The organism is Paraburkholderia caffeinilytica (genome assembly GCF_003368325.1).
GTDB classification, from domain to species: domain Bacteria; phylum Pseudomonadota; class Gammaproteobacteria; order Burkholderiales; family Burkholderiaceae; genus Paraburkholderia; species Paraburkholderia caffeinilytica.
The window spans coordinates 2,430,027-2,445,875 of the sequence record NZ_CP031467.1 but is presented as its reverse complement, the minus strand read 5'-3'; the positions used below and the strand labels follow the sequence as shown (position 1 = coordinate 2,445,875).

Annotated in this window: 13 protein-coding genes and 1 pseudogene; 12 read left to right on the top strand and 2 right to left on the bottom strand. The window is 63.8% G+C overall.

What is annotated here, in order from left to right:
* Positions 1-164 precede the first annotated feature (164 nt).
* A complete protein-coding gene (locus tag DSC91_RS27205) occupies positions 165-1,148 on the bottom strand; it encodes a fumarylacetoacetate hydrolase family protein (protein ID WP_115781691.1) in 984 nt (327 codons plus the stop codon).
* Positions 1,149-1,316: 168 nt separating this feature from the next.
* Between DSC91_RS27205 and DSC91_RS27200 the strand changes: the two genes are divergently transcribed.
* The 7 genes and pseudogenes from DSC91_RS27200 to DSC91_RS27170 all read left to right on the top strand — a co-directional run bounded on the left by DSC91_RS27200 (position 1,317) and on the right by DSC91_RS27170 (position 9,725).
* A complete protein-coding gene (locus DSC91_RS27200) occupies positions 1,317-2,222 on the top strand; it encodes an IclR family transcriptional regulator (protein ID WP_115781690.1) in 906 nt (301 codons plus the stop codon).
* A 173-nt stretch (positions 2,223-2,395) separates the two neighbouring features.
* Positions 2,396-3,802, top strand: coding sequence for a DUF3108 domain-containing protein (locus tag DSC91_RS27195; protein ID WP_115781689.1), 1,407 nt, complete (start codon positions 2,396-2,398; stop codon positions 3,800-3,802).
* 165 nt (positions 3,803-3,967) lie between these two features.
* The gene (locus DSC91_RS27190) at positions 3,968-4,756 is read left to right on the top strand and encodes an alpha/beta fold hydrolase (RefSeq protein ID WP_115781688.1); all 789 of its coding nucleotides are present in this window, start codon (positions 3,968-3,970) and stop codon (positions 4,754-4,756) included.
* A 118-nt stretch (positions 4,757-4,874) separates the two neighbouring features.
* The gene (locus DSC91_RS27185) at positions 4,875-5,132 is read left to right on the top strand and encodes a BTH_I0359 family protein (RefSeq protein WP_007179533.1); all 258 of its coding nucleotides are present in this window, start codon (positions 4,875-4,877) and stop codon (positions 5,130-5,132) included.
* 308 nt (positions 5,133-5,440) lie between these two features.
* A complete protein-coding gene (locus DSC91_RS27180) occupies positions 5,441-6,511 on the top strand; it encodes a homocysteine S-methyltransferase family protein (protein ID WP_115781687.1) in 1,071 nt (356 codons plus the stop codon).
* A 120-nt stretch (positions 6,512-6,631) separates the two neighbouring features.
* Positions 6,632-9,358: pseudogene (metH, locus tag DSC91_RS27175) on the top strand (methionine synthase); the annotation flags it as partial.
* 157 nt (positions 9,359-9,515) lie between these two features.
* Positions 9,516-9,725, top strand: a complete 210-nt coding sequence (locus DSC91_RS27170) for an acid-shock protein (RefSeq protein ID WP_115781685.1) — start codon at positions 9,516-9,518, stop codon at positions 9,723-9,725.
* Positions 9,726-9,866: 141 nt separating this feature from the next.
* Here the strand turns inward: DSC91_RS27170 and DSC91_RS27165 are convergent, their stop codons facing one another.
* Positions 9,867-10,193, bottom strand: a complete 327-nt coding sequence (locus DSC91_RS27165) for a DUF1840 domain-containing protein (protein ID WP_115781684.1) — start codon at positions 10,191-10,193, stop codon at positions 9,867-9,869.
* Between the two features lie 287 nt (positions 10,194-10,480).
* Between DSC91_RS27165 and argS the strand changes: the two genes are divergently transcribed.
* The 5 genes from argS (at position 10,481) to DSC91_RS27140 (ending at position 15,598) form a co-directional block, all read left to right on the top strand.
* Positions 10,481-12,271, top strand: coding sequence for an arginine--tRNA ligase (gene argS, locus DSC91_RS27160; protein WP_115781683.1), 1,791 nt, complete (start codon positions 10,481-10,483; stop codon positions 12,269-12,271).
* A gap of 61 nt (positions 12,272-12,332) precedes the next feature.
* Positions 12,333-13,151 carry an SPOR domain-containing protein gene (locus tag DSC91_RS27155; RefSeq protein WP_115781682.1) on the top strand — a complete coding sequence of 273 codons (819 nt, stop codon included), beginning with the start codon at positions 12,333-12,335 and terminating at the stop codon, positions 13,149-13,151.
* A gap of 197 nt (positions 13,152-13,348) precedes the next feature.
* On the top strand, positions 13,349-13,987 hold the full coding sequence (locus DSC91_RS27150) for a thiol:disulfide interchange protein DsbA/DsbL (RefSeq protein WP_115781681.1): 639 nt from the start codon (positions 13,349-13,351) through the stop codon (positions 13,985-13,987).
* A 15-nt stretch (positions 13,988-14,002) separates the two neighbouring features.
* Positions 14,003-14,776 carry an SDR family oxidoreductase gene (locus DSC91_RS27145; protein WP_115781680.1) on the top strand — a complete coding sequence of 258 codons (774 nt, stop codon included), beginning with the start codon at positions 14,003-14,005 and terminating at the stop codon, positions 14,774-14,776.
* Positions 14,777-14,779: 3 nt separating this feature from the next.
* A complete protein-coding gene (locus DSC91_RS27140; protein ID WP_115781679.1) occupies positions 14,780-15,598 on the top strand; it encodes a helical backbone metal receptor in 819 nt (272 codons plus the stop codon).
* Positions 15,599-15,849: the final 251 nt, after the last annotated feature.

The window sequence follows — 15,849 nt, the reverse complement described above, 5'->3', positions numbered from 1 at the left end:
TTTGCGTCGGTTCCCGATCGGCAGACAGCCGCGATCCCGAGGCCGCCGCCGCGCCAGTCAGTGTAACGGCGCATCGTGGCAGCGGCATCGGGCGAAACCCTTTCGTAAGCGACGAAGCGCACACGGCGTGATCCCGACGCCGCGGTCCGCACCAGACCAGCGCGTCAATCCAGTGGTGCGATGCCCTGCTCGATCGAACCGAAAATCGACTTGCCTGCTTCGTCGAACATCTCGATCTTCACGGTATCGCCAAACTTCATGAACCCGGTTTGCGGCGCACCGTGCTCGATGGTCTCGAGGCAGCGCTTCTCAGCGATACAGCAATAGCCGCGCTTCGCATCCTTGTTCGACACCGTGCCCGAACCGACAATCGCGCCGGCGCGCAGGTTGCGCGTTTTCGCCGCGTGCGAGATCAACTGGCCGAAGTGGAACACCATGTCGGTGCCGGCGTCGGGCTGGCCGACCTTCTTGTTGTTCCAGTGGACGATCATCGGCCGGTGCACGCGCCCCTCGCGCCAGCTCTCGCCGAGTTCGTCCGGCGTCACCGCGACCGGCGCGAACGAGGTGGCCGGCTTGCTCTGGAAAAAGCCGAAGCCCTTCGCGAGTTCGGCGGGAATCAGATTGCGCAGCGAGACGTCGTTGACGAGCGTCACCAGTCGCACGCTTCTGAGCGCCTGATCGGGGGTGGCGCCCATCGGCACGTCGGTGGTGATCACGGCGACTTCCGCTTCGAAGTCGATGCCGAATTCTTCGGATGCGCACAGCACATCGTCTTTCGGACCGATGAAGTCGTCGCTGCCGCCCTGGTACATCAGCGGATCGGTCCAGAATTCCGGCGGCATCTCCGCGCCTCGTGCGCGCCGCACCAGTTCCACATGGTTCACGTACGACGAACCGTCGGCCCACTGAAACGCACGCGGCAGCGGCGCCATGCATTCTTTGGCCTCGAACGGGAAGGTGTTGCGCGCGCGGCCCTGGTTGAGCGCGTCGTACAGGTCCTGCAATTGCGGCGCGTAGAACGCCCAGTCGTCGAGCACGCGCTGCATGGTGGGCGCGATTGCGTCGGCGACGGCCGCGGTGTGCAGGTCGCGGGACACGACAATCAGCTGACCGTCGCGCGTGCCGTCCTTCAGCGTGGCAAGTTTCATAGAGGAGTGAACCGTTAGTGACGATAGAGGGAATCTATTCTACGATGGTGAATCGGCGCGGCCCAAGTGCCGTTGCCCAGCGGCGGTTTGCGCAACGTGGCGGCACGGTCGTCGGCCCCGGTTCAACGCCTTTCTCACTGTCTTTAAACGCGCTTCAGCGCCTCGCTCATGCCTTCAATTGTGCGCCCCGGCGCGATCCGTACCGACTCCGACTCCACTGAACCGCCGGAACCGTTCGAAGCACCCGAAGCGCCCGAATCCGACGACGAAAGCGTCGAGGCCGGCGAGGAGAAACTGCGTTCCGGCATCCAGTCGATCGAAGTCGGTTTCAGATTGCTCGAGGTGCTGACCCACGAACCGCGCGCGATGATGCTGCGCGATCTGGCGCAGCGTGCCGGCATGAGTCCGGCGAAAGCGCACCGCTATCTGGTGAGTTTCCTGCGCCTTGGCGTGGTGGCGCAGGATCCCCTGTCGGGCCGCTACGAACTGGGCGGTTTCGCGTTGCAACTGGGGCTTGCGCGGCTTGCCCGTGTCGACGGCGTGAAGCTCGCGCGCATCGCGCTCGCCGAACTGCGCGACCGGCTCGATCTGACGGTGGGCATCGCGGTGTGGGGCAATCAGGGACCGACGATGGTCCATTGGATGGAGTCGAGTCATCCCGCCAAGGCGTCGCTCAAGCTCGGCGACGTGATGCCGCTGCTTAGTTCCGCCACCGGTCTGCTGTTCGCCGCCTATCTCCCGGCGAGCAAGACCGCCGCGATGCTGGAGCGCGAACTGGCCGATTCGCGCCGCTCGTCGCACATGGGCGGGCCGCGCACGCGGGACGAGGTCGAGCGGGTGCTGGCGGAGGTGCGGCAGCACGAGGCAGCGCGCGTGGAAGGCATGTTGCTGCCGACCATCCACGCGTTCTGCATGCCGGTCTTCGACTCCACCGGCGATCTCGCGCTCGGCCTGATCGCGCTCGGCCACGAAGGCGCGTTCGATATCCGCTGGGGCGGTGAAATCGATATGGCGCTGCGCGAATGTGCGCAAAAACTTTCGTATGAGCTCGGGTATAGTGCGACGCCACGCTGACACGCCAATGAGCTGAATTCAGGAACATCGCTCGCCGCCAGGTGGTCGAACCCGTTCAGCGTCTGGCTCGGGCGGCTTTCACCTGTCCACCCTTCCACCGTTACCGCTGTGCTGGGACTCTGGATGTGCCCCGCCGATCCCGTTGCCGTCCATTCGTTCAAATTCATTCGCCCATGTCCTCACCTTCCGCCACTCGCCGCTCTGATCGCATGCCGCCCGTCGGGCCGCGTGCCGGTTTGCGGGTGGGGCGATGGCTTGCGGTTCTGCTGGCGGTGGCCGTCCTGCACTGGATTGCGGCGCAATGGGTCGAGCGCAACCGCGCAACGCTGAATCCGTCTGACAACGAACGCGTCCCCGTGCAGGTCGCGCTGCTGACACCCGAGCGTGTCGAGCGCAAACCCGCTGCCGAAGCGCCACAAGCTGCAACGTCGGCGCCGGCGCATAAGGCCGTTGCGAGCAAGCCGCGCGAACACGTGTTGACGGCGACTCAGCCGGCTAAGCAGGCACCCGCGGCCGCAGCCGCATCGGATGCCGCGGCGAGCGCAACGCCGGCGGCGAGCCATCCCGATGCCAACGCCAATGCCAGCTCAACCGCCGCCGGCACGGCCAGCGCCCCCGCCGCCGCGAGCGCGCCCCAAGCTTCAGCGGGCGTGAAATTCTCCGTTCCGCCGTCTGGTGAACTGCAGTACGACACTTTCTACAACGGCGTACGCAATCAGCCCGGCACCATCCACTGGACCAGCAACGCACAGAGTTACGAGATGGTCGTCTCCGTGCCGTTGCCGTTCGTCGGCACGTTCGTGTATTCGAGCCATGGCCGCATCGACGCCTTCGGCCTCGCGCCGGACCAGTACATCGAAAAGCGCGGCCGTCGTCCGGAAGACGTGGCGATCTTCAATCGCAGCGACAAAAAGATCGCCTTCACGCGTACGCCGGCCACGCTGCCGCTGTCCGACGGCGCGCAAGACCGTTTCAGCGTGGTGATGCAACTCGCCAGCCTGGTGCGCGGCGACCCGGCCGCCTATAAGCCCGGTGTGACGCGGCAATTCTTCGTGGTCGATAACGACAGCGGCGAGAACTGGCCGATCGAGACAATCGGCGACGAAACCATTCGCACCGCCCAGGGATACCTCGAGACGCGTCACTTCAAACGCTTGCCTCGTCATGACGGCGATCTGCGCCGCATCGACGTTTGGCTTGCGCCGTCGCTTGGCTGGCTGCCCGCGCGAATCATGCAGACCGAGCCGAACGGCACGCAATTCGAACTGGTGTGGCGCGGTAAGCTCAATGCAGACGGCGCCGGCAATCCGGCCGACAGTGCCGGCGGCTCGAGCGGCTCAAGTGGTGCTAACGGTGCTAACGGAACAAATGGCGCTGGCAGCTCAAGTAGCGCCAGCGGCACTAATAGCGCTGGCGGCTCTCGCGGTTCTATCGGAACAAATAGCGCTGGCAATACCTCGCCTGACAATCCGGCAGACCCGTCACCCGCCAAAGCACCGGCCAACGCACCCGCCATGGCGCCCGAAACCACCCCCTCGGTCAATTCGACCGTTCCCGGCAACGCGCCCGAAAAACCTTGAACCCGGGCAGGGGTCTCGAACAGGTCGCTGAAACTTCCACGACGGAACTCGCTCGCACGTGAACGGCAACCGTTCGCGCGGCCGCCACGTCACGTAGGTATAGTGAAGGCGGGAGAAGCACGCGCAAACCGCTCTTCCCACTGCGTCCCCCTTCAAGGAGCCCGCATGCAAGTGAAAATCAACGGTGTCGAAACGCGCTATGTCCTGAGCAATGAAGGCGGCGGCCCGTGGCTGACGTTCGTTCACCAGCTCGGCGGCGATCTGTCTGTTTGGGACCAACTGGCCGGCTATTTCCGCGACACGTACACCGTGTTGCGCTATGACCTGCGCGGCCACGGCAAGACCGCGGTATCGAGCGAGCCGTTCGGCATCGCCGATCTGTCCCGCGATCTCGCCGCGCTGCTCGATGCGCTCGGCGCACCCACCACGCATCTTGTCGGCATGTCGATGGGCGGCATGATCGCGCAGCAATTCGCGCTGGACCACCCGTCACGCGTCGACACGCTGACCCTTGCCGACACCACGGGCGGCACGCTGCCCGAAGGCCGCGCGCTATGGGATCAACGCGCGGCGATGGCGCGCACGGAGGGTATGGCATCGCTGGTGCCCGCGACGCTGAGCCGCTGGCTCACGCCCGATTTTCAGGCAGCGCACCCCGAAGCTGTCGAGCAGATCCGGGAGGTGATGAGCCATACGTTGCCAGAAGGCTACGCAATGGCATGCGAAGCCCTGCGCGATTTCGATCTACGCGGTAAGCTGGGAGCAATACGTTGCCCGACGTTGGCCGTGGGAGGCCGCCACGACACGGGCACGCCACCTGCTGTTACGCAGGCAATAGCAGACGCCATCCAAGGCGCGCAGTTCGAAGTGCTCGAGGCCGCGCATCTTGCACCCATCGAGCAATCTCACCGTTTTGCTGCACTGCTTGAAACGTTTCTTGGAAAGCCGGTCTAACCGGTAGGTTCGGAACTTTTACAAGCGTCAATCCGGACCCACCCCTTGAATTCCACACCACAAGCTCCACCTATGGCGCAGGAATGGCCAGGAGCCAACGGAAATAAGGAGTGTCGCCATGCAAATGATCTATAACAGCCCCAACTATTGTGTCGTCGAGTTTCCGCCGCAGGAAGGCCCGCTGGCCATGAAATCGGGCGGCTACGAGATCGTCGACAAGAACATGCAGCGCGAAATCTACATTGACGGTGCAATGGCAGCGCGTTTCCGCGAGCATGTGCAAAAGCTGATCGAAGAGGAACCGTCGCTGGATGAGGTAGACGAATTCCTCGGGCAATTCGACAGCCTGATGCATCAACCGGTGATTCTTCACTAACTGAAGGTCTAACGTAACGGTTTGGCGACAACCATCGACCGCGCCGACCGGCTCAGCCGGCGGCCTTTATAAGGCGGTCAGTAGAAGTAACGCGGCCCAGCAGGCTTTCACCTGACTGGGCCGTTTTGTTTCCGCTGTTGTTGTTTCCGCTGTCGTCGTTTCCGCTATCGTTTCCGTCGCAGCCGGAGCCACAACCACCGATGCCGCGGCACGCGCATCCGCCTGCCCGGCGTGCGCCCGGCGGAACCGCCCCACTGCGGCTACAATGACAGGTTTCCCGAAAAAGCCGGCGCAAGCCCTCGTCCGCCATGAACCAGCCTGCTCAATCCGCCACGCCAGTCCGTCCCGACGCCGCCTACACGCGCGGCACGGCGCTGCCCGCGCTGCTCAAGTCGCGCATCCTGATTCTGGACGGCGCAATGGGCACGATGATCCAGCGCTACAAGCTCGACGAAGCCCGCTATCGTGGCGAGCGCTTCAAGGACTACGGGCGCGACATCAAGGGCAACAACGAGTTGCTGTCGATCACGCAGCCGCAGATCATCGGCGAGATTCACGAGCAGTATCTCGCGGCGGGCGCCGACATCATCGAGACCAACACGTTCGGCGCGACCACCGTTGCGCAGGCCGACTACGGCATGGAAAATCTCGCCATCGAGATGAATCTCGAATCGGCGAAGCTGGCGCGCGCTGCCTGCAACAAGTACTCGACGCCCGACAAGCCGCGCTTCGTCGCCGGCGCGATCGGACCGACGCCGAAGACAGCAAGCATTTCCCCTGACGTGAACGATCCGGGCGCCCGCAACGTGACGTTCGACGAACTGCGCGCGGCGTACTACGAGCAGGCAAAGGCCTTGCTCGACGGCGGCTGCGACCTGTTCCTCGTCGAAACGATTTTCGACACGCTCAACGCCAAGGCCGCGCTGTTCGCGCTGGACGAACTGTTCGAAGACACCGGCGAGCGTCTGCCGATCATGATTTCGGGCACCGTCACTGACGCATCGGGCCGGATTCTCTCGGGACAAACCGTCGAGGCCTTCTGGAACTCGCTGCGCCACGCCAAACCGCTCACCTTCGGTTTGAACTGTGCATTGGGCGCGGCGCTGATGCGTCCATACATCGCCGAACTGGCGAAGCTGTGCGACACCTATGTGTCGTGCTATCCGAACGCGGGCTTGCCGAATCCGATGAGCGATACCGGCTTCGACGAATTGCCGGCGGATACGTCGGGATTGCTAAAGGAGTTCGCGCAGGCGGGCCTCGTGAATATCGCCGGCGGCTGCTGCGGCACGACGCCGGAGCATATTGCGGCGATTGCCAAGGCACTGGCCGAAGTGAAGCCGCGCCAATGGCCGACTCAATACCGCGACGCAGCCTGAGTCCGGCGGCTCGCTCCTGACCCGCCGCGCTTTCGCGATCGAACCCGACGCACGCAATCACACGCGATCGCATGCAATCACACGTAACCGTACGCAACTGAACGCACGCAACCGAACCGCACCTACGCCATGACCGATCACACCATGCGCCTTTCCGGCCTCGAGCCGTTCAACGTCACGTCCGGGACGCTCTTCATCAACGTTGGCGAACGCACCAATGTGACCGGCTCGAAGGCGTTCGCGCGAATGATCCTGAACGACCAGTTCGACGACGCGATCGCGGTCGCGCGGCAGCAGGTCGAAAACGGCGCGCAGATCATCGACGTCAACATGGACGAGGCCATGCTCGATTCGAAAGCGGCGATGGTCCGCTTCATGAATCTGATCGCCTCGGAGCCGGACATCGCACGCGTGCCGATCATGATCGACTCGTCGAAGTGGGAGGTGATCGAAGCGGGCCTGAAGTGCGTGCAAGGCAAGGCGATCGTCAATTCGATCTCGCTGAAGGAAGGCGAAGAAGCGTTCCGCCATCACGCGAACCTGATTCGCCGCTACGGCGCGGCGGCGGTCGTGATGGCCTTCGACGAGCAAGGTCAGGCCGATACCTTCGAACGCAAGACGCAGATCTGCAAGCGCTCCTACGATTTCCTCGTGAACGACGTCGGCTTCCCGCCGGAAGACATCATCTTCGATCCGAACATCTTCGCGATTGCGACCGGCATCGAAGAGCACAACAACTACGCCGTCGACTTCATCAACGCCACGCGCTGGATCAAGGAAAACCTGCCCTACGCGAAGATCAGCGGCGGCGTGTCGAACGTGTCGTTCTCGTTCCGCGGCAACGATCCGGTGCGCGAGGCGATCCACACCGTGTTCCTCTATCACGCGATTCAGGCGGGGATGGACATGGGCATCGTCAACGCGGGGCAGCTCGGCGTGTATGCCGATCTCGATCCGGAATTGCGCGAGCGTGTCGAAGACGTCGTGCTGAACCGTCGCGCGGACGGCACCGACCGTTTGCTGGAAATCGCCGACAAGTTCAAGACCGGCGCCGCGAAGAAGGAAGAGAACCTCGAATGGCGCAATCAGCCTGTCGAGAAGCGTCTGTCGCATGCGCTGGTGCACGGCATCACCAACTTCATCGTCGAGGATACCGAGGAAGTGCGCGCGCAGATCGCCGCAGCCGGCGGCCGTCCGATCAACGTGATCGAAGGCCCGCTGATGGACGGCATGAATATCGTCGGCGACCTGTTCGGTCAGGGCAAGATGTTCCTGCCACAAGTCGTGAAGTCGGCGCGCGTGATGAAGCAGGCGGTCGCACATCTGATCCCGTACATCGAGGAAGAAAAGAAGCTGCTCGCCGAAGCCGGCGCCGACGTGCGCGCGAAGGGCAAGATCGTCATCGCCACGGTGAAGGGCGACGTGCACGACATCGGCAAGAACATCGTTTCGGTGGTGCTTCAGTGCAATAACTTCGAAGTGGTCAACATGGGCGTGATGGTGTCGTGCAACGACATTCTCGCCAAAGCGAAAGTCGAAGGCGCGGACATCATCGGCTTGTCCGGTCTGATTACGCCGAGCCTCGAAGAGATGGCCTACGTCGCTTCGGAAATGCAGCGAGACGACTACTTCCGCGTGAAGAAGATTCCGCTGCTGATCGGCGGCGCAACCACCTCGCGCGTGCACACCGCCGTGAAGATCGCACCGCATTACGAAGGCCCGGTGGTGTACGTGCCGGACGCGTCGCGCTCGGTCTCCGTGGCGTCGAGCCTGCTGTCCGATGAAGGTGCGGCGAAGTACGTCGACGAACTGAAGGCCGACTACGACCGTATCCGCGACCAGCACGCCAACAAGAAAGCCCAGCCGATGGTCACGCTCGCCGAAGCCCGCGCGAACAAGACAAAGATCGATTGGGCGGGCTACCAGCCGGTCAAGCCAAAGTTCATCGGCCGCCGTGTGTTCAAGAACTTCGATCTGAGCGAGCTGGCGAACTACATCGACTGGGGTCCGTTCTTCCAGACCTGGGATCTGGCGGGCCCGTATCCGGCGATCCTGAACGACGAGATCGTCGGCGAATCGGCCCGCCGCGTGTTCTCGGACGGCAAGTCGATGCTCGCGCGCCTGATCCAGGGCCGCTGGCTGCAGGCTAACGGCGTGATCGCGCTGCTGCCGGCCAACACGGTGAACGACGACGACATCGAAATCTACACGGACGAATCGCGCTCGGAAGTGGCGCTCACGTGGCGCAACCTGCGCCAGCAAAGCGTGCGGCCGGTGGTGGACGGTGTGATGCGCCCCAACCGCTCGCTGGCCGACTTCATCGCGCCGAAGGAGTCGGGCGTGGCCGACTACATCGGCATGTTCGCGGTCACGGCGGGCCTGGGCGTCGACGTGAAGGAAAAACAGTTCGAAAAGGATAACGACGACTACAGCGCGATCATGTTGAAGGCGCTCGCCGACCGCTTCGCCGAGGCTTTCGCCGAAGCGATGCATGCCCGCGTGCGCCGCGACCTGTGGGGCTACGCGAACACCGAAACCCTTTCGAACGACGACCTGATCGCCGAAAAATACCACGGCATCCGCCCGGCGCCTGGCTATCCGGCCTGCCCGGACCACCTCGTGAAACGCGACATGTTCGACGTGCTGCAAGCCACGGAAATCGGCATGAGCGTGACCGAATCGCTGGCCATGCTGCCGGCGGCCAGCGTCTCCGGCTTCTACCTGGCACACCCGGACAGCACCTATTTCTCGGTCGGCAAGATCGCCCAGGACCAGCTGGACGACTACGCGAAGCGCATGTCGTTGTCGAAAACAGACGCTGAACGGGCGCTCGCGCCCTTGCTGTAAGCCTTGCGGGGCGGGCAACCTACTATATCGGGCACGCTAGGCTGAATATTTGCGGCAGTGTAATTTTCGGCTTTGTAGACTGAAACGGCATCAACCCGCCAGACGCGGCCAAAACGCGTCGGCTTATCCAATTGCAATCGTCAACGGAGAGAATCGTATGAAGAAGCTGACGCTGTTATTGACTGCTGTTTCGCTCGCCGCAGGCGCCTCGGCGGCGCTGGCCCAGCCCGCCGCTCCGGCCGGCTCCAGCGCGGTCAGTTCGTATTCGCCGCCCACCGTGAAACACGTCAAGAAACCCAAGAAGCAAAAAGCAAAGAAGGGTGCGTCGGCACCGATGGCCGCCCCGGCGGACGCCGCCAGCCAGTAAGCTGGTGCGGCGAGGCCGCAGGTTTGGCCTTTGAAATGGAAAGAGCCCGCTTCTAGCGGGCTCTTTCCATTGGTGCGTCATGGTTCGTGTCACAGCGGGCGCAGCTTCAACACTGACTGGCGCCGGCGACATGGTCCAGTGTCAAATGCCCCAAATGATATCCGTGTTTTCCTTCTGGGCGGCACGCAGCATGTCGAGGAAAGGATAGGCGCGCTGCGCGAGACCCGGTGGAATCTCATGATGCTCATGGCCTTCTTCGTTCTCGTGGAAGTGGCCGTCGTGCTCGGCGCGCTCCTGCTTGTCGAACGTGATTGCGGCTTCGAGCTTCTCGATTGCCAGGCCCAGTTCGTCATGTGCAATGACACCCCGTTCACCAAGGCGTTTGCCGACGATACCGACCAGGTACTGGGCGAGATTCTCCAGCATCACCACGTCCGGGCAGGCTCGGCATTTGAAAGTAATCAGCATGACTGTTCCCTTTTTCGTTATGTTGGATTGACGCGCGGACGGCTCGACGACGACCGCCAGCGCGCGTTACGTTGGCTCGCCGATCAGGCACGGCGGCCACGGCCCTTGTTGGGCATCTCATTGAACATATTAGCACCTGCTAAAATCCGTCTGGACGGAAAAGCGCGCGCCAGGCGCCGCGCGCGGCGAAGCGCCGCTTTCCACGCTTCTGACACATCGGCCGCGCCAGCCGCGCGGCCGGCACCTCTTCCGCATCACCGGATTGCCTCACTGGACTCGCAACAAGCATGCTGCCTGCACACAAACAGACTCTCGAAACACTGCTCGCCGACACGGTGAAGCAGGTTGCCGACGCCACCCAGGGCGCGAGCGAAGCCGCCTTCGTCTCGCCCACGATCACGCTGGAGCGCCCCAAGGTCGCCGCGCACGGCGACGTCGCCTGCAACGTGGCGATGCAACTCGCCAAGCCGCTGCGCGCCAACCCGCGCCAGCTGGCGCAGCAGATCGTCGACGCGCTGCTCGCGCAGCCGCGAGCCCTGGGTCTCGTGGATGCCGCCGAGGTGGCCGGCCCCGGCTTCATCAACCTGCGCCTCGCGGCCGCCGCCAAGCAGGCCGTGATCGCCGCCGTGTTCGCTGAAAAGGATGCCTTCGGCCGTTCGCAGCGCGACGCCGGCAAGCATGTGCTGATCGAATTCGTCTCGGCCAACCCCACCGGCCCGCTGCACGTCGGCCACGGCCGCCAGGCCGCGCTCGGCGATGCGCTCTCGAACGTACTGGCCTCGCAAGGCTATGACGTGCACCGCGAGTTCTACTACAACGACGCCGGCGTGCAGATCCACACGCTCGCCCTGTCGACCCAGGCGCGCGCCCGCGGCCTCGCCCCCGGCGACGAAGGCTGGCCGGCTTCGGCCTACAACGGCGAATACATCGCCGAGATCGCGCAGGACTATCTGAACGGCGCCACCGTGGCCGCGAGCGACGGCGAGCCCGTCACGGGCGCTGCCGACGTTGAGGACCTCGATGCGATCCGCCGCTTCGCGGTCGCGTATCTGCGCCGCGAGCAGGACATGGACTTGCAGGCCTTCGGCGTGAAGTTCGACCAGTACTATCTGGAGTCGTCGCTGTACACGGAAGGCCGGGTCGAGAAGACCGTCGAGGCGCTGATCGCCGCCGGCAAGACCTACGAGCAGGAAGGCGCGCTGTGGCTGCGCACCACCGACGACGGCGACGACAAAGACCGCGTCATGCGCAAGACCGACGGCACCTACACGTACTTCGTGCCGGACGTCGCCTATCACGTCGCCAAGTGGGAACGCGGTTTCACCAAGGTCATCAACATTCAGGGTTCGGACCACCACGGCACGATCGCGCGCGTGCGCGCCGGCCTGCAAGGTCTCGGCATCGGCATTCCGAAGGGCTATCCCGACTACATCCTGCACAAGATGGTCACGGTCATGCGCAACGGTGAAGAGGTGAAAATCTCCAAGCGCGCCGGCAGCTACGTGACCGTGCGCGACCTGATCGAATGGTCGGGCGGCGCCACGCCGGGCTCGGAAGCCGCCGTCGATCTGATCGACGAAGAGACGATTCGCCGCGGCCGCGACGCCGTGCGCTTCTTCCTGATTTCGCGCAAGGCGGATACGGAATTCGTGTTCGACATCGACCTGGCGCTGAAACAGAACGACGAAAATCCGGTGCACTACGTGCAGTATGCGCATGCGCGGATCTGCTCGGTCATCGCGGAGTGCAAGGCGCGCTACAGCACGGACGAAAGCACGCTGAACACCGTGGACGTGTCGCCGCTCACCAGCGAACGCGCCATGGCCCTGCTGAACAAGCTCGCCGAGTTCCCGGACATGCTGCAACACGCCGCCGACGAACTCGCGCCGCACGCGGTCGCGTTCTATCTGCGCGACCTCGCCGGGGAATTCCACTCGTTCTACAATGACAAAGCCGAACGCGTGCTGGTCGACGACGCTGCCGAACGCAATGCGCGCGTCGCGCTGCTTGCGGCCACGCGTCAGGTGCTGGCCAACGGTCTCGCGACGATCGGCGTCTCCGCTCCCGTCAAGATGTAAGTCCTCCGGCGCAACATGCATGCGGCCGTCGTTATAATCGACGGCCGTTCCAGGATTCTTTTTGCAGGTGATTCATACGATGGCAAAACCACGCCGCACAACAAAGCAATCGCAATCGAAACAAACCGGGGGCACTTTTCTCGGCATCGTGCTGGGCCTGATCGTCGGTCTCGCGATCGCGGTAGTGGTGGCGCTGTATATCACCCGTGCGCCTACTCCGTTCGTCTCGAAGGTCGCGCCGCCCGCGGCGCCCGACACCGGCGCGAGCCAGGCGCAGCAATACGACCCGAACCGTCCGCTGCAAGGCAAGACGCCGGGCCAGCCCGTGCCGCAAGCGGCGCAACCGGCGCCGCCGAACACCGCGCCGGGCCAGACCAACGCGCAAACGCAGTCGGGCATGCTGGAAGAGCCGCAGATCGTCGAAGTGCCGCCGTCGAACGGCAATGCGAACGGCACGGCAATCGCACCGAAGCCGGCGCAGGATAACGGCAACGGCACGGCCGCCGCGCCGGTGAAGAAGCCCCAAGGCGCCAGCGCGCCGGCCGCCACCGCGGCAGGCTCGGCGCCGAAGAGCACGGCGCCCGCCACGGCCGCCAACGCCAAGCCGGGTTCGGGCCCGGCCCCGGCAGCGGCTGACGCGAACACCGGCTACTTCCTGCAAGTGGGCGCCTACAAGACCTCGGCCGACGCCGAGCAGCAGCGTGCGCGCCTCGCCTTCCAGGGCTTCGAATCGAAAGTCACGCAACGCGATGCGGGCGGCGTGACGTACTACCGTGTGCGGATTGGTCCGTTCTCGAAGTTCGAGGACATGAATTCGAGCCGTCAGCGTCTGTCAGACGCGGGTGTGGATACAGCCGTGATCCGCTTTACGAAGCAATAAGCAAACAATAAACAAACGGTGATGTGCCGGAACGCGCCGCCGCCGAACTATCGGTGTGCGGCGCGGGTCACAAGCACAATCGACAGGCACAACCGACAAGCACAATGGACGACTAGAGCGTCCAACGCCGACATTAAAACCGGTGACGGGCATTTGCGTGGCGCCACCGCTTTACCGCCTACTTGGGTCAACACAACATGAAAAAACTGCTGAGCATTCTGTTCCTCTCGCTGGGCCTGGTTGCCGCCACGGCGCATGCATCGCCGGCCGCGCCGGTTTCCGGCAAGGACTTCACCGTGCTGTCCACGCCGCAACCTACGGACGTGCCGGCCGGCAAGATCGAAGTGACCGAATTCTTCTGGTACGGCTGCCCGCACTGCAACGAATTCAACCCGTACCTCGAAGCGTGGGTGAAGAAGCAAGGTCCGGACGTGGTGTTCAAGCGCGTGCCGGTCGCCTTCCGCGACGACTTCGTCCCGCACTCCAAGATGTTCCACGCGCTCGACGCGCTCGGCCTCGCCTCGCAACTCACGCCGAAGGTCTTCAACGAAATCCACGTCAACAAGAACTACTTGCTGACGCCGGAAGACCAGGCCAAGTTCCTCGCGAAGAACGGCGTCGATCCGAAGAAGTACATGGACGCGTACAACTCGTTCTCGACGCAAAGCGCGCTGCAGAAAGACAAGAAGCTGATGGAAGACTACAAGATCGACGGCGTGCCGACGCTCGCCGTGCAAGGCAAGTATGAAACCGGGCCGGCCGCGACCAACAGCCTGCCGGGTACGATCCAGGTACTCGACTATCTGGTGCAGCAGGTCCGCGCCAAGAAGATGTAAAGCCGAGGCGCCGGAATGAGTTCACCCCTGAAGGTTTTCATTACCGGCGCATCGAGTGGCATTGGCCTCGCGCTCGCCGCCGAATATGCGCGGCGTGGCGCGATTCTTGGCCTGGTTGCCCGCCGCGGCGACGCGCTTGCCGCCTTCCAGCAGTCCCATCCACAGAATTCCATCTCCACGTACTCCGTCGACGTCCGCGACGCCGAGGCGCTCGCCGAAGCGGCCGCGCAGTTCATCGCGCAGCACGGTTTGCCGGATGTCGTGATCGCCAATGCCGGCATCAGCCGCGGCGCGGTCACCGGGCACGGCGATTTGCGCACGTTCCGCGAAGTGATGGATATCAACTACTTCGGCATGGTCGCCACCTTCGAGCCGTTCGCCGCCGCGATGGTCGCGGCCAGGAAAGGCACGCTGGTCGGGATCGCCAGCGTCGCCAGCGTGCGCGGCTTGCCGGGGTCGGGCGCGTACAGCGCGTCGAAGTCGGCGGCGCTCAAGTATCTGGAAGCGTTGCGCGTCGAGATGCGGCCATTCGGCGTCGGCGTCGTCACGATCGCCCCCGGCTATATCCGCACGCCGATGACCGAGCACAACCCGTACACCATGCCGTTCCTGATGGACGCCGACCGTTTCGCGGTGAAGGTCGCCGGGGCCGTCGAGCGTCAAACCGCGTTTGCCGTGTTCCCATGGCAGATGCGCATCGTGGCGATGCTGCTGCACGTGCTGCCGCGCTGGCTCTACGACCGCGCCTTCGAACGCGCGCCGCGCAAACCGCGCGCCGCCACCGAGTAAGTCATGCAGCCTCGTGCGGTCGATGCAGCCGGCGTCGCGCACGAAATAGCGGGCGCCCATGCGCGCATCGTCTCACTGGTGCCGAGCATCACCGAATTGCTGTTCGCTCTGGGGCTCGACCGGCAGATCGTCGGACGCACCGGTTTCTGCGTGCATCCCCACGACAAGGTGCGGCAGGTGCGCAAGGTCGGCGGCACCAAGGCCGTGAATATCGATGCGATTCGTGCTTTGCGGCCCAGCCACGTGATCGTCAATATCGACGAAAACGAGCGCGATACCGTCGATCGATTGCGTGCGTTCGTGCCGCATATCGTCGTCACCCATCCGCAGACACCGCAGGACAATCTCTCGCTGTACGCGTTGCTGGGCGCGATCTTCGACCGCGCGCAAGAAGCGCAGCGCTTGAGCGAAGCGCTCGAAACGCGTCTGCACGAGGCCGCGGCGCAGATGTTGCCCAGGCAAAACGTGCTGTATCTGATCTGGCGCGAACCATGGATGACGGTGGCGCGCGACACCTATATCGCCGCGATGCTGAGGCTCGTGAACTGGCAGACGCTACCGGACGTGGAGGGTGGAGCGGCCGGCGCAGCGCGTTATCCCGTGCTCGATTTTGGCCACGCGCCGTGGCTGGCCGAGGTCGATCGCATACTGCTCTCCAGCGAACCGTATCGCTTTACACAAGCGCATTGCGAGGCGTTGAAGGGCGATCCGCGTCTGGCCGGCAAGCGAATCGAGTTGATCGATGGCGAACTGGTGTCGTGGTACGGCGCGCGCGCGATTGACGGCGTCGCTTATCTGCTCGGCCGCGCGGCCGCGCCATGAGCACCGGCGCAGAGCGTCGGTCACTGGGCAGCGCCGCGTGGCGCTCGCATGAGCCGCGTCACGGCCGCACGCCGCCTGGAGACGCCCCCAGGCAACGCATTCGCGCACCGACTCTCGCCGTCCATATGGATATGCGGATTAAATTGTTGTCGCCACAATCACCCTTCGATAAGCTTTCGCGAAGGCGAGGACGTGCAAGGACGCGCGTATAGCGCAACATCCAGACCATGCGCCGGCGCCGGAAACGTATC